The sequence below is a fragment of the Actinomadura verrucosospora genome (assembly GCF_039540335.1).
GTDB classification, from domain to species: Bacteria; Actinomycetota; Actinomycetes; order Streptosporangiales; family Streptosporangiaceae; genus Spirillospora; species Spirillospora verrucosospora.
In genome coordinates, this window is the sequence record NZ_BAABEV010000001.1 from 116,155 (window position 1) to 129,091 (window position 12,937).

Below are 12,937 nucleotides of genomic sequence, written 5' to 3' on the forward strand. Positions count from 1 at the left end.
CGTAATCTCCCGTAACAGCGTCTATGGGACGAGAGCGCGGGGAGTCGCTCGAACACGGGAGGACGGACCTTGGTCTTCAAGAAGCTGCGTCAGGCGATGGGCATCGGCGGCCCGTCGATCGAGACGGTTCTGCACGACCCGAACACGATGCCCGGCGGAGTCGTCACGGGCGAGATCGCCATCATCGGGGGCCAGTTCAACTCCGACATCAAGGCGGTGAACCTCGCCCTGCGCACCAAGGTCGAGGTCGAGTCGGGCGACAACGAGTACACCTCCAACCTGGAGTACGCCAAGATGCCGGTCGCGGGCGGGTTCAGCCTGCAGGAGGGCGCGCGGCACAGCATCCCGTTCCAGTTCCCGATCCCGTGGGAGGCGCCGCTCACCCACATGTACGGGCGGCCGCTGCACGGCACGACGGTCGGGATCGCGACGGAGCTGGAGGTCGCGGGCGCGCTCGACCCGGGCGACCTCGACCCGATCGCCGTCCACCCGCTGCCCGCGCAGGAGCGCATCCTCGTGGCGTTCTCCAACCTCGGCTTCCAGTTCCGCAACGCGGACTGCGAGAAGGGCCGCATCTGGGGCGTCCACCAGGAGCTGCCCTTCTACCAGGAGATCGAGTTCTACCCGCCGGGGCAGTACGCGCGCGGCATCAAGCAGCTCGAAGTGACGTTCGTGTCGTACCCGCAGTCGATGGAGGTCGTGCTGGAGCTCGACAAGCGCGGCGGGGTGTTCACCGAGGGCCATGACGCGTTCAGCCGGTTCACGGTCGACTACGCGACCGTCGAGCACACCAACTGGGAGCAGCAGCTCGACGGCTTCCTGCAGGAGGCCGGGCGCCGCCGGGGCTTCTTCTGACCGCCGGCCGGCCGATCACCGGGACCCCTCCGCGATGTTGATCGCGGAGGGGTCTCCGCGTAGAAAGGGGTCCCGTGCCCCAGCCCCCCGGACTGAACCACGCGGAACGGCGCCTCTGGACGGCGTTCCCCACCGGCGCGGCCGTCGTCCTCGGCGACGACCGCCCGGCCGGCCCCCTGCCCGACCGCATCGTCCGCGCCGAGATCATCACCCGGCTGCTGCTCGGCGAGTGCGAGCCGCGCCCCGGCGCGGTCGCGGCCGTCCGGCTCCGCGGCGCCTACGTCACCGGGCGGCTGGACGTCGCCGGGGGCCGCGTCGAGGCCGAGCTGCTCCTGGAGGACTGCCGGCTCGTCGAGGAGCCGGTGTTCGCCAACGCCGAGACGCGCCAGCTCCGGTTCTCCGGCTGCCGGATGCCCGGCTTCGACGGCGGCGGCCTGCGCGCGGACGGCTTCCTCAGCCTGTCCGGGTCCGAGATCGAGGGGGAGGTGCGGCTGCCGCGGGCGCAGATCCTCGGCGGCCTGCGGATGAACGGGACGCGGGTCACCGCGTCGGCGCCGGAGAAGTGGGCGGTCTCCGGCGGCGCCCTCGTCGTGGACGCCGGGGCGTTCATCCGGGACGCCGAGATCACCGGCGGGGTGCGGTTCGTGGGAGCGCGGATGAACGGCGGGCTGTTCATGGAACGCACCACGCTCACCAATCCGGGCCGCATCGCGCTGGACGCGCAGAACATCGTCGTCGAGGACACCGCCGAGCTGAGCCACGGGTTCAGCACGTTCGGCACCGTCCGCCTGCGCAGCGCCCGCGTGAACGGCGTCCTGTCGTTCATCCGGGGCCGCCTGGACTCCTCCGACCCGGCGCGGATGGCCCTGCACGCCAGCCACATGCAGGTCGACGAGCTGCTGCTGTGGCCGGCGGAGCCGATCAAGGGCCGGGTGTCGCTGTCGTACTCCAGGATCGACCTGGTCATGGACCATCCGGACATCTGGCCGGACGAGCTGTACCTGAACGGCATGACGTACCAGACCCTGCGCGGCGCCGAGTTCAAGCACCGGCTCAGCTGGGTGTCGCGGGACCCGGAGTTCCACCTCCAGCCGTACGAGCAACTGGCCGGCTGGTACCACGGCATCGGTCACGACGACCTGGCCCGGAAGGTGCAGCTCGCCAAGATGCGGGCGCGGCGCCGCGGGCTGCACCCGGTCGCCCGGGCGTGGAACCACGTGCTCGACTGGACGGTCGGGTTCGGCTACCGGCCCTGGCTGGCGTTCGCGTGGTTCGCCACCCTGCTGGCCGCCGGAACGACGGTGTTCTCGATCGAGCATCCGCGCGCGGTCAAGCCGCCGGACGAGCTGCCGTCCTTCCACGCGCTGATCTACACGCTGGACCTGCTGATCCCGCTCGACACGTTCGGGCAGCAGCTGTCCTACGACGCGGTGAACTGGTCCCGCTGGGTGGCGTATGCGCTGGTCGCGACGGGGTGGGTGCTGGTGACGGCGCTGATCGCCGGCGCGGCGCGGGTGCTGCGCCCGAACTGAGCGCGACCCCGCCTCGGGACGGGGCCGAACCAGCGCGCCGTCCCGCGCGTCCATCCGGGGTAGGGGATCGACGAGAATGGGGCGCCATGGGCACGTATCTGATCACGGGCGCGACCGGCGGCATCGGCACGGCGGTGGCGGAGCTGCTGCGCGAGCGCGGGCACGACCTCCTTCTCACCGGCCGCTCCGCCGAGCGGCTGGACAAGCTCGCGGCGACGCTGCGCGGGGGCGCGCACGCGGCCACGCAGGTCATCAACCGGGGGGCGGTCGCCTCGCCGCCCCGAGCGGCGTCGATCGGCACGATCCCGCTCGACCTGACCGAGCCGCGCCGCATCGAGGCGCGGCTCGCGGCGGTCGGGATCCCCGCCCGGCTGGACGGCGTCGTCCACGCGGCGGGCATGGTGCATCTGGGCACGGTCGCCGCCACCGAGGCCGACGAGTGGATCGAGCACCTGTCGGTCAACCTGGTGTCGGCCGCGGAGCTCACGCGGCTCCTGCTGCCCGCGCTGCGCGCCGCCGAGGGCCACGTGGTGTTCGTCAACTCCACGGCGGGGCTGCGCGCCAACCCCGAGTGGTCGGCGTACGCGGCGAGCAAGTTCGGCCTGCGGGCGCTGGCCGACTCGCTGCGCGCGGAGGAGCCGTCCCTGCGCGTCACGAGCGTCTACCCGGGGCGGACGGCCACGGAGATGCAGCGCAGCGTGCGCGCCCAGGAGGGCCACCCCTACGCCGAGGACGACTTCGCGGCCCCCGCCACGGTCGCGCGCGTGCTGGTCGCCGCGCTGGAGACGCCGCGGGACGCGGTCGTCTCGGACGTCACCGTCAGGCCGAACCCGTCGCGGAGCTGACGGTCGCGTCGCCGCCGGGCGGCGACGCGACCGTCGTTCACTCGTGAGAGGCGGCGGGGCGCCGCCCTGCCGCCCCGTCGCAGGCGGTGCCGATCAGGCGGCGCCCGTCGCCCGCCGCCGCGCCGCGAGCGCGATCCCGCCGCCGGCGAGGACCGTGGCGACACCCCCCGCGGCGAGCGCGGAGTCCATGCCGGTGGAGGTTCCGCCCGCGCCCGTCTCCACGCCGCCGGTCGGAATGACCCGGAGCTTGCGCAGGAACTTGACGTCGATGAACCCGTGCCGGAGCTGGACCGGGACGTTCCCGCGGATCTCGGTGAACCCCTTGGTCTTGCAGTCGGCCCACGGCTTGTCGTGGAACTTCAGGACGCCCACGACCTTCGAATGCACGTTGGGCAGCTCGTGCACGTTGAGTCCGTCCCGCGCCGTGACCAGGTACTCGCAGAGCTGGGTGTCGGTCTGCGCCTCCGCCGCCCCAGCCCCGATCACGACGAACGCCCCGGCCGCCGCCCCCGCGGCGGCCACGGCCATCGCTCTTCGCACGCTCATCCTTCTCCCCTTGCTCGTTCCCCCTGGTGGGCGAGGTCGCCCACCTCGGGGGGACCGATACCCGACGAAGATCAAGAAGAGCCATGGAGACGACAAAACAATGGAGTCGCCAGATTGGCGTCCATTCACTGCAAAAGGCTTTTAGTCGGACATTTTTCGAGACGTCGCGGTCGTGCCGCCGCGCAGGAACCACGAGGCGAGGAGGCCGCCGAGCAGCCCGAAGAGGTGGCCCTGCCACGAGATGGTGGGGTCGCTCGGCAGGACGCCGAGCAGCATCGTCCCGTAGACGGCGACGACGGCGACCGCGATGGCGATGTCGGGCAGCCGCCGCTCGAAGATCCCGCGTCCCACCAGGTAGCCGAAGAACCCGAAGATCAGGATGCTGGACCCGAGGGTGTTGGCGGAGCTGAGGAACCACACCCCGAGCCCGCCGACCACGATGATGATCAGGCTGGCGGCGAGGAACCTGGCGATGCCCCGCGCCGCCGCGGCGAACCCGAGGATCAGGAACGGGACCGTGTTGGCCGTCAGGTGCCCGAAGCCGGCGTGCATGAAGGGCGCGGTGAAGATGTCCGGCAGGTCGTTCACGTCGCGCGGCTGGATCCCGAACCGGTCGAGCCAGCCGTTCGTCGTGTAGTCGAACGCCTCCAGAACCCACATCGCGGCGGTCACCGTGAGGATCAGCACCGCCGACGCCAGGGCCCGGGCGCCGTGTTTCGCCAGGCCCTCGGAACGTTGCCGGTCGGGGGTAAAGCTCATGTCAGCCACCGTAAAGTCTCTGCGTCCCTGACTCCCCCAACGGACGGGACGGGCAGAAGGTGCCGGTGGCGTTCTAGGCGGCCGACGCGTGCTCCGACTCGGAGGCGTCGCCCCGCACCACGATCACCGGCAGCGGCCGCCGCGCCGGGGCATCGGCCGTCCGGCGCAGGTAGCGCCGCTCCTCGGGGGTCGTCCCGCCCCAGATGCCGTCGGGCTCCCCCACCCGCAGCGCCCACGCGAGGCAGTCGGCCCGCACGGGGCAGTGGGAACAGATCTCCTTGGCCGCGTCCTCCTGTGCCTGGAGCACGGGCGCGGAGTAGCCGATCGGGAAGAACAGGTCAGGATCCGCGCCGCGGCAGATGGCGTGGTCGGTCCAGTGTTCCTCGTTCTCGTTGTTGTGCATTGACTTCTCCCTGCGCGGCGATGAGACCGCCGTCCGAGCCGGGGGGTCTCCACTCAGCGTAGTACTACACACCGTAGTACTACAAGACATGGGCGAACGCTGCAACTTAGCGTCCCGATAGCCTGGAAGGCGTGCAGAGTGATCAAGAAGTGACCTTCCGCGAGGCGACGTTGGACGATCTCCCCGAGATCGTCCGGCTCCTCGCCGACGATCCCCTGGGATCAACCCGCGAAACACCGGGTGAGGAGATACCGGAGGCCTACTTCAGAGCGTTCGCCGCGATCGAGAAGGATCCCAACAACAGCCTGGTCGTCGCCGAGGTGGCGGGGTCGGTCGCCGGCACGCTCCAGCTCACCTTCATCCCCGGCCTCACCTACACCGGCTCCGAGCGCGCCCAGATCGAGGGCGTCCGCGTCGCCGCCGAGCAGCGCGGCGCCGGGCTGGGCCAGCTGATGATCACATGGGCCATCGACCGCGCCCGCGCCCGCGGCTGCCGCGTGGTGCAGCTCACCACCGACCGCCAGCGCCCCGACGCGATCCGCTTCTACCAGAAGATCGGCTTCCGCCCGTCCCACATGGGGATGAAGTACCACCTCGTCTGAGCCGCACCCGGCGGGCGCCGCCGGTTCACGGGACGAGGGCGTCCCGCCACCGGGCCGTGTCGGTGTACTGGTGCAGCCAGGAGATCCTGCCCTCGGTGACGCGCCAGAGATGCGCGAACTCCGCCTCGAACGAACGGCCCGTCGCCCTGGCCGTCCCGCGGTACCGTCCCGTCACCACGACCAGCCCGTCTCCGGTCTCATGCCAGGTCTCGGCGTGGGGAGCCGTGTCGAACTCGGCGAAGATCGCCCCCCACACCCGAGCGAGGGTCTCCTCGGGGCCCCGGAAGTCGCCGCCCGCACCGCACGGCAGCCCCGGCGCCGTGTGCGCCTCGAACTCCGGATGGAGGAGGGCGAGGATCGCCGCCCCGTCGGCCGCCTGGGTCGCGGTGTAGAAACCCCTGACGATCTCGGAAGCCGACATGGCCGCTCCTTTTTTAGAGGCTGTGTTCTAGAATGCTCTCACTACTATCATCCGGGAGGCGCGCGTGGGAAGACCGGCCAAGTTCGACGAGGACCGGATCCTCGACGCGGCGCTCGCGGTGACCGCCGAGGGCGGGCCCTCCGCCGCGACCATCGCCGCCATCGCCGAGCGCCTCGGCGCCCCGTCCGGCTCGCTCTACCACCGCTTCGGGTCGCGCGACCTGCTGCTCGCCACCCTGTGGACCCGCTGCGTCCGCCGCTTCCAGGACGGCTTCGTCGCGGCCCTGGACGCGGACGACGCCGAGGCGGCCGCCCTGCACACGCCCCGCTGGTGCCGCGAGCGCCCCGCCGAGGCCGCCGTGCTGCTCCTGCACCGCCGCCGCGACCTCGCCGCCGCCTGGCCCGCCGAACTCGCCGCACCCCTCGACGCCCTGAACGCCCGGGCCACGGGCGCGCTGAGCGCGTTCGCCCGGCGCCGCGGCGTCGACCGCGAGCGCGTGGTCTTCGCCACGGTCGACGTCCCCTACGGCGCCGTCCACCGGCACCTGCTCGACCACCGGCCCCCGCCGACGCGGGTCGACGAGCTGATCGTCACCACCTGCCGCGCGGTCCTGGTCCCGTAGGGGACGAGGAGTTTTCGGCCGTTGTTCACTTTGACGTGGAATGCTGGCTATCTGGGTGTGCACCCGATTTGTCGCCCTTCCCTGAGGAGCAGCGCGTGGCCGAGCGGCATCTGGAGATCGAGCAGAAGTACGACGCCCCGGCCGGGTTCGTCCTGCCGGAACTGGACGGGCTCGCGGGCGTGGCGTCGGTCGGGGAGCCCGAGGTCCGGGAGCTGCACGCCACCTACTTCGACACCGCGGACCTGCGCCTGGCGGCCAACCGGATCACGCTGCGCCGGCGGCGGGGCGGGCCGGACGCGGGCTGGCACCTGAAGATGCCGGCCGGGCGGGACGGGGACGGCAAGCACGAGTTCCGGGCGCCCCTCGGCCGCCCCCTGCTCGTCCCGGCGCGCCTGGCCGGGCTCGTCGCGGCGCACACCCGCGGGGCGGAGCTGCGCCCCGTCGCGACCCTGGAGACCCGCCGGACGGTCGTGCGCCTGCTCGGCACGGACGGCGAGGCCCTCGCGGAGGTCGCCGACGACCTGGTGACCGGGCGCGGGCGGGAGGCCGACCCCGAGCGCTGGCGGGAGATCGAGGTCGAGCTCGGCACCGGGACGCCGGAGCTGCTGAAGGCCGCGGGCAAGCGCCTGCGCAAGGCCGGGGCGAAGAGGTCCAAGTCGGCGTCCAAGCTCGCGCGGCTGCTCGGGGACGGCGTCGCGCCGTCGGAGGCGGCGCGGCAGCGGGCCGCGGCCCGGTCGCGGATCACGGAGGCGACCAGCAACGGAAAGGCACCCTCGATCACGACGGGGGAGGTCGTGCTGGCCTATCTCGCCGAGCAGGTCGAGTCGATCCTGCGGTTCGACCCCGGGGCGCGGCTGGGCGAGGACGACGCCGTCCACCGCATGCGCGTGGCCGTGCGCAGGACGAGGAGCGTCCTGCGCAGCTACCGGCCCGTCCTGGACGCGGAGCGGACCGCGCCGCTCGGGCCCGAGCTGCGGTGGGTCGCGCAGGCCCTCGGCGAGGTCCGCGACCTGGAGGTGCTCCGGGCCCGCTTCGCGGACGCGCCGCCCTTCCTGCAGGACGACCTGGAGCGGCACGAGCGGGCCGCGTACCGGCACCTCAACGCCGCCCTGAGGGACGCGCGGTACTTCGCGCTGCTCGACGGGCTCGACAGGCTGGTCGCCGATCCGCCGCTGGCGGCCGTGGCCGGCAAGAAGGCCCGCAAGGAGCTCCCCGCGCTCGTCACGCGGGCCTGGGACCGGATGGCCGGGGACTACGCGTCGATCAAGACGTCCGCCGACCCCGACCTCGCCCGCCACGAGACGCGGAAGGCGGCCAAGCGCGCCCGGTACGCGGCCGAGCTGGCGGTTCCCGTGCTGGGCGCGGCGGCCAAGCGGGTGGTCAAGGACACCAAGCGCATCCAGGAGGTCCTCGGCGCCCACCAGGACGCCGTGATCGCGATGGAGCACCTGGAACGGGCAGCCGCCCGCGCCCGCACGACCGCGGACGCCTTCGCGGTCGGCGTCCTCTACGGCGGGGAGCGGGCGGAGGCGGAGAAGGCCCGCGACCTCCTGGCGACCACCTGGTCACGGACGCTGGGCCCCTCGTTCTGACGGGCCGGCGTCCGCGCCGTCCCCGGTCCCCCTAGTCCACGTTTCCCCTAGTCCACGATGCAGCCGGCGCTCAGGTTGGCGATCACTCCCGTCATCGTCCGGGCGCGGTCCGAGGCGGCGAACGCCGCGTACTCGGCCACGTCCTCGGGCGTCGGCAGGCGCCCGAGCAGTGTCCCCCGCGCGGCGCCGGCGAGCCATTCGTCCGTGGTCGCGCCCGCGCGGCCGGCCATCTCCTCGAAGGCCCCGGTCACATGGGAGGCGCCGACCGACGCGGGGATCGCGTGGGGCCGGATGCAGACCACGCGCACCCCGTCGGGGCCGAGCTCGCCCGCCAGGATGCGGGAGAACGCCTCGACCGCGGCCGACGAGACGCCGTTGCCCAGGAAGCCGCGTCCCGTCAGGCGGGCGCCGGGGGTGGACATCGTGAGGACGACGCCCGAGCCCTGCTCCGCGAGGTGCGGAGCGGCGGCCTTCACGGTGGCGAACAGCGTGCGCAGGTACCCGTCGATCGGGGCCATGAACCGGTCGAGGTCGAGCTCCGCGAGCGGCGGCCCCTGCACGTGCGGGACGCCGACCGCGTTGACCAGGATGTCGAGGCGTCCGGCCCGCCCGGTCACCTCGTCCAGGTGCCGGCGCACGGCGTCCTCGTCCGCGGCGTCGACCAGGGCGGCCTCCGCCCGGCCGCCTCCGGCGGTGACGTCCCGCACCACGCGGTCCAGGGGGTCGCGGGTGCGTCCGGCGACGTGCACCCGGGCGCCTTCGCGCGCGAAGGCACGCGCGATCGCTCCGCCGACGGTGCCTCCGCCGCCGTAGACGACGGCGACTTTCTTGTCCAAGGTGGTCACGGTTCAGTCCTCGTCTCGTGCGGGTTCGTCTCGTGTGCGGGTGTCGCCGAGCTCGCGGAGAACGTCCGACCATCCGGCACGGTGCGAGGCCCGGGCCTCCTCGTCCGGAAGCCCGACCTGATGGATCTCCACCACGGTCGCGCCGGGCGAGGGCCGGAAGGTGACCGTCACCACCGAGTCCCGGTGCCGGGTCGCGGGTGAGGACCAGGTGAACACCAGCCGCCGGGGCCGGTCGATCACCCGGTAGGTGCCGGAGTGCAGGATGGACGACTCGTCGTCGACCATGACGATGCGGAACGTTCCACCCTCGCGCGGGTCCGTTTCGGCCCGGGTCTCCCTGATGCCGGACGGTCTGAGCCACGAGCCGAGGCTCCGCGCGTCCAGCCAGGCGTCGAAGAGGACCTCGGGAGAGGCGGCGATCTCCCGCTGGACGGTCACCGAGTACGCGTTCGTCACGACGCCCCCTCCGCGGTGTCACGGCCGGTGTCACGGCCGGTGTCACGGCCGGTGTCACGGGCGGCGGCTTCGCGGTCGGCGACGAAGGCTTCGAGCGAGGCGAGCTGCTCGCTCCAGAACGCGCGGTAGTGCTCGATCCACGCGGCCGCCTCGGCGAGCGGCGCCGCGTTCAGGCTCAGGAAGTGCTCGCGCCCCCGCACGTTCCGCCGCACCAGCCCCGCCCCTTCGAGCGTCCGGATGTGCTTGGACGTGGAGTTCAGGGAGATCGGGAATGCTCCCGCGACGTCCGTCACCCGGGCGTCCGACTCGGCGAGCCGGGCCAGGATGGCGCGGCGGGTGGGGTCGGAGACCGCCGAGAAGACCGAATCGAGCAGGTCAGCAGAATATTCACCCATAAGGGTGAATGTACGGGTCGGCCCTGCGCGACCGCAACCCGCGCGTTCGTCAGGCCCCCGCCGTCCGGGGCGTGTGGCGTTCGAGGGCGGCCAGCGCGCCGTCGGCGAGATGGGCGGTCCAGAACTCGGCCTTGTCGAGCTTCGTGTCGTCCGGGACCTTCTCGCCCAGCTTCCGGCAGAGGCCGGCGACGAGCTCGGAGACGATCTCGCCGTGCGTGCTCACCAGCGCGGGAGCGCCCGCCATGGACAGCAGCCGCTCCACGGCCTGGTCCGGATTGGTCTCGCCGACCGTGAACGCCGCCTCCGTCTCGACGGGCACGCGGACGCGCCGCGCGTAGGGCAGGACGGTCTCCACGCACCGGGCCGTGGCCGAGCTGACGGTCCGCATGGGCCCGTAGGAGCGCAGCAGCCCGGCGAGGCCGGATGCCTCGGCGCGGCCGGCCTCGTCCAGCGGGCGCAGCTCGTCGGCCTCCCGCCACGCCTTCTTCTCCCCCGCGCGCGCGTGCCGCAGGATGACCAGCGGCGCGGTGGCGATCGGGCCTCCCAGGAACTCGTGGAGCAGGTCGACGTCGTGCCGGTAGCTGAGCCGGTCCTCGGCCTCCTCCGCCGGCAGCCAGACCAGCTCGTCCACCTCGTCGTTCGGGGCGAACGCGCTCACGGCGACCGGGCGGGCGGCCCAGTACTCGACCCGCTTGGTCTGCTCACCGAGCGGATAGGTGACGGTCGAGAGGCGCCGCCCGAGGCGGGGGACGACGCCGGTCTCCTCCTCGACCTCGCGGACGGCGGCGCGCAGCACGTGCTCGCCCGGGTCGACCTTGCCCTTCGGGAACGACCAGTCGTCGTGGCGGGGCCGGTGGATCAGCGCGAACTCCGGGCCGTCGCGCCACAGCAGCGCGCCCGCGGCCCTGATGGTCTCAGGCATCGATCGTCCTCCACCGGCGGCTCTTCACCAGGTGGGTCTGGATGTCCCGCAGGGTCTCGCCGGGACGGGCCTGGTTGCGCGTCCAGGTGCCCTCCGCGTCGAGCGTCCAGGCGTGGGTGTCCTCGGCCATGGCCCGGTCCATCAGCGCGAGCAGGTCGTCGCGCTGGGCCCGGTCGTTGACGGTGACGAGGGCCTCGACGCGGCGGTCCAGGTTGCGGTGCATCAGGTCGGCGCTGCCGAGCCACACCTCGGGTTCGCCGCCGTTCTCGAACGCGAACACGCGGGAGTGCTCCAGGAACCGGCCGAGGACGCTGCGCACCCGGATCATGTCCGACAGGCCGGGCACGCCGGGACGCAGCGCGCAGATGCCGCGGACCCAGACGTCCACCGGGACCCCGGCCCGGGACGCCCGGTAGAGCGCGTCGATGATGACCTCGTCCACCAGCGCGTTGCACTTGATCCGGACGCGGGCGGGGTGCCCGGCACGCCGGTTGTCGATCTCGTGCTCGATCCGCTGGACGAGCCCGGAGCGCAGGCTGTTCGGCGCGACGAGCAGCCGGTGGTAGGAGCTCTGCCGCGAGTAGCCGGTGAGGTGGTTGAACAGGGCGCTGACGTCCTCGCCGACCTCGGGGTCGGCGGTGAGCAGCCCGAAGTCCTCGTACAGGCGCGCGGTCTTCGGGTGGTAGTTGCCGGTGCCGATGTGGCAGTAGCGGCGCAGGTGGCCCTCGGACTCCTGCCGGACGATCAGCGCGAGCTTGCAGTGCGTCTTCAGCCCGACGAACCCGTAGACGACATGGCAGCCGGCGGTCTCCAGCTTGCGCGCCCAGGCGATGTTGGCGCGCTCGTCGAACCGGGCCTTCAGCTCGACGACGACCACGACCTGCTTGCCGGCCTCGGCGGCGCTCATCAGCGCGTCCACGATCGGCGAGTCGCCGCTCGTCCGGTACAGGGTCTGCTTGATCGCCAGGACGCGCGGGTCGGACGCGGCGTCCTCGATCAGCCGCTGGACGGTGGTGGTGAACGAGTCGTAGGGGTGGTGGACGAGCACGTCGCGCTCACGGATGGCGCTGAAGATGCTCGCGTCCTCCGGCAGCGCCTCCTTCGACGGGACGAAAGGGGGGTACTTCAGCTCCGGCCGGTCGAGGTCGGCGATGGCGGCGAGGCCGCCGAGGTCGAGCGGCCCGACCACGCGGTAGATCTGGCCCTCGTCCACCCCCAGCTCGGAGGTGAGCAGGTCCAGCACCCCCTCGGAGATCGACTCCTCGACCTCCAGCCGGACGACGGGGCCGAACCGGCGGCGCAGCAGCTCGCGTTCGAGCGCCTGCAGCAGGCCCTCGCTGATGTCGTCGTCGATCTCCAGGTCCTGGTTGCGGGTGACCCGGAACGCGTGGTGCTCGACGACCTCCATCCCGACGAACAGCTGCCCGAGGTGGGCCGCGATGACGTCCTCCAGCGGCGTGAACCGGTCGGGGGACGCCTCGATGAAGCGCGGCAGCAGCGGGGGCACCTTCACCCGGGCGAACATCGTGGCGTCGGTCTCCGGGTCGCGGACGATCACCGCGAGGTTCAGCGACAGGCCCGAGATGTAGGGGAACGGGTGCGCGGAGTCGACGACGAGCGGGGTGAGCACGGGGTAGATCCGGTCGCGGAAGAGCCGCCGCAGCCGCTCCTGCTCGGTCTCGGCCAGCTCGTCCCAGCGCAGGAGCTCGATGCCCTCCTCGCCGAGCGCGGGCAGGATCTCCTTGCGGAAGCACGACGCGTGCCGCTGCATCAGCTCGTGCGCGACCACGCCGGTGCGCGCCAGCACCTCGCGGGGCTGGCGGCCGCTGGCGGACTGGACGGCCAGGCCCGTCGCCATCCGGCGGGCGAGCCCGGCGACGCGGACCATGAAGAACTCGTCCAGGTTGCTGGAGAAGATCGACAGGAAGCGGACGCGTTCGAGCAGCGGCAGCCCCGGGTCCTCGGCGAGCTCCAGGACGCGCTGGTTGAACCTCAGCCAGCTCTCCTCGCGGTCGAGGAAGCGGTCGTCGGGCAGCGCCTCGGATTGCGGAGGGACATGTCCTGGATTGACGGTCATGCCAGAATTTTCCCCGATCTAGGTTAACGAAAGTCGAACGTACGGGTTCCACCGAGGTATCCGAT

General features: G+C 72.4%; 15 protein-coding genes. 6 read left to right on the forward strand and 9 right to left on the reverse strand.

Translation table 11 applies throughout. The features are described from left to right. The first annotated feature begins 69 nt into the window (after positions 1-69). From ABD944_RS00565 to ABD944_RS00575, 3 genes are all read left to right on the forward strand, one after another. Complete coding sequence (locus tag ABD944_RS00565) at positions 70-855, forward strand: sporulation protein (protein WP_345171138.1); 786 nt, start codon at positions 70-72, stop codon at positions 853-855. A gap of 74 nt (positions 856-929) precedes the next feature. Then, entirely contained in the window at positions 930-2,387 is a 1,458-nt protein-coding gene (locus ABD944_RS00570; protein ID WP_345171140.1) for a hypothetical protein, read from the forward strand. An 86-nt stretch (positions 2,388-2,473) separates the two neighbouring features. Continuing rightward, positions 2,474-3,232 (forward strand): SDR family oxidoreductase, encoded by a 759-nt coding sequence (locus ABD944_RS00575; RefSeq protein WP_345171142.1) that lies wholly within the window; start codon positions 2,474-2,476, stop codon positions 3,230-3,232. A gap of 93 nt (positions 3,233-3,325) precedes the next feature. On the opposite strand, the gene ABD944_RS00580 is transcribed toward ABD944_RS00575, so the two are convergent. From ABD944_RS00580 to ABD944_RS00590, 3 genes are all read right to left on the reverse strand, one after another. Next, positions 3,326-3,778, reverse strand: coding sequence for a hypothetical protein (locus ABD944_RS00580; RefSeq protein ID WP_345171144.1), 453 nt, complete (start codon positions 3,776-3,778; stop codon positions 3,326-3,328). Between the two features lie 141 nt (positions 3,779-3,919). Then, positions 3,920-4,537, reverse strand: a complete 618-nt coding sequence (locus ABD944_RS00585) for a rhomboid family intramembrane serine protease (RefSeq protein ID WP_345171146.1) — start codon at positions 4,535-4,537, stop codon at positions 3,920-3,922. A gap of 73 nt (positions 4,538-4,610) precedes the next feature. Beyond that, positions 4,611-4,940 (reverse strand): WhiB family transcriptional regulator, encoded by a 330-nt coding sequence (locus ABD944_RS00590; protein ID WP_345171147.1) that lies wholly within the window; start codon positions 4,938-4,940, stop codon positions 4,611-4,613. Positions 4,941-5,089: 149 nt separating this feature from the next. On the opposite strand from ABD944_RS00590, the gene ABD944_RS00595 reads away from it, so the two are divergent. Beyond that, the gene (locus ABD944_RS00595; protein WP_345171825.1) at positions 5,090-5,542 is read left to right on the forward strand and encodes a GNAT family N-acetyltransferase; all 453 of its coding nucleotides are present in this window, start codon (positions 5,090-5,092) and stop codon (positions 5,540-5,542) included. Between the two features lie 25 nt (positions 5,543-5,567). Here ABD944_RS00595 and ABD944_RS00600 read toward each other — a convergent pair whose 3' ends face one another. Beyond that, positions 5,568-5,963, reverse strand: a complete 396-nt coding sequence (locus tag ABD944_RS00600) for a nuclear transport factor 2 family protein (RefSeq protein ID WP_345171149.1) — start codon at positions 5,961-5,963, stop codon at positions 5,568-5,570. 64 nt (positions 5,964-6,027) lie between these two features. Here ABD944_RS00600 and ABD944_RS00605 point away from each other — a divergent pair, with 64 nt between their 5' ends. After that, entirely contained in the window at positions 6,028-6,585 is a 558-nt protein-coding gene (locus ABD944_RS00605; protein WP_345171151.1) for a TetR/AcrR family transcriptional regulator, read from the forward strand. Positions 6,586-6,680: 95 nt separating this feature from the next. Next, the gene (locus tag ABD944_RS00610; protein ID WP_345171153.1) at positions 6,681-8,177 is read left to right on the forward strand and encodes a CYTH and CHAD domain-containing protein; all 1,497 of its coding nucleotides are present in this window, start codon (positions 6,681-6,683) and stop codon (positions 8,175-8,177) included. A 47-nt stretch (positions 8,178-8,224) separates the two neighbouring features. Here ABD944_RS00610 and ABD944_RS00615 read toward each other — a convergent pair whose 3' ends face one another. The 5 genes from ABD944_RS00615 to ABD944_RS00635 are packed head-to-tail and all read right to left on the reverse strand — an operon-like array spanning position 8,225 to position 12,872. After that, the gene (locus ABD944_RS00615) at positions 8,225-9,022 is read right to left on the reverse strand and encodes an SDR family NAD(P)-dependent oxidoreductase (protein ID WP_345171155.1); all 798 of its coding nucleotides are present in this window, start codon (positions 9,020-9,022) and stop codon (positions 8,225-8,227) included. A 3-nt stretch (positions 9,023-9,025) separates the two neighbouring features. Continuing rightward, the gene (locus tag ABD944_RS00620) at positions 9,026-9,478 is read right to left on the reverse strand and encodes an SRPBCC family protein (protein ID WP_345171157.1); all 453 of its coding nucleotides are present in this window, start codon (positions 9,476-9,478) and stop codon (positions 9,026-9,028) included. Further along, positions 9,475-9,873, reverse strand: a complete 399-nt coding sequence (locus ABD944_RS00625) for an ArsR/SmtB family transcription factor (protein WP_345171159.1) — start codon at positions 9,871-9,873, stop codon at positions 9,475-9,477. The genes ABD944_RS00620 and ABD944_RS00625 overlap by 4 nt, the downstream gene beginning before the upstream one ends. Positions 9,874-9,922: 49 nt before the next feature. After that, positions 9,923-10,795, reverse strand: coding sequence for an NUDIX hydrolase (locus ABD944_RS00630; RefSeq protein ID WP_345171161.1), 873 nt, complete (start codon positions 10,793-10,795; stop codon positions 9,923-9,925). Continuing rightward, the gene (locus ABD944_RS00635; RefSeq protein WP_345171163.1) at positions 10,788-12,872 is read right to left on the reverse strand and encodes an RNA degradosome polyphosphate kinase; all 2,085 of its coding nucleotides are present in this window, start codon (positions 12,870-12,872) and stop codon (positions 10,788-10,790) included. Before ABD944_RS00635 ends, ABD944_RS00630 begins: the two co-directional genes overlap by 8 nt. Positions 12,873-12,937: the final 65 nt, after the last annotated feature.

Bases quoted from the DNA above. Each gene is read 5' to 3' on its own strand.
- ABD944_RS00575 (WP_345171142.1), top strand. From the start codon at position 2,474: ATGGGCACGTATCTGATCACGGGCGCGACCGGCGGCATCGGCACGGCG.
- ABD944_RS00580 (WP_345171144.1), bottom strand. From the start codon at position 3,778: ATGAGCGTGCGAAGAGCGATGGCCGTGGCCGCCGCGGGGGCGGCGGCC.
- ABD944_RS00585 (WP_345171146.1), bottom strand. From the start codon at position 4,537: ATGAGCTTTACCCCCGACCGGCAACGTTCCGAGGGCCTGGCGAAACAC.
- ABD944_RS00590 (WP_345171147.1), bottom strand. From the start codon at position 4,940: ATGCACAACAACGAGAACGAGGAACACTGGACCGACCACGCCATCTGC.
- ABD944_RS00600 (WP_345171149.1), bottom strand. From the start codon at position 5,963: ATGTCGGCTTCCGAGATCGTCAGGGGTTTCTACACCGCGACCCAGGCG.
- ABD944_RS00625 (WP_345171159.1), bottom strand. From the start codon at position 9,873: ATGGGTGAATATTCTGCTGACCTGCTCGATTCGGTCTTCTCGGCGGTC.
- ABD944_RS00630 (WP_345171161.1), bottom strand. From the start codon at position 10,795: ATGCCTGAGACCATCAGGGCCGCGGGCGCGCTGCTGTGGCGCGACGGC.
- ABD944_RS00635 (WP_345171163.1), bottom strand. From the start codon at position 12,872: ATGACCGTCAATCCAGGACATGTCCCTCCGCAATCCGAGGCGCTGCCC.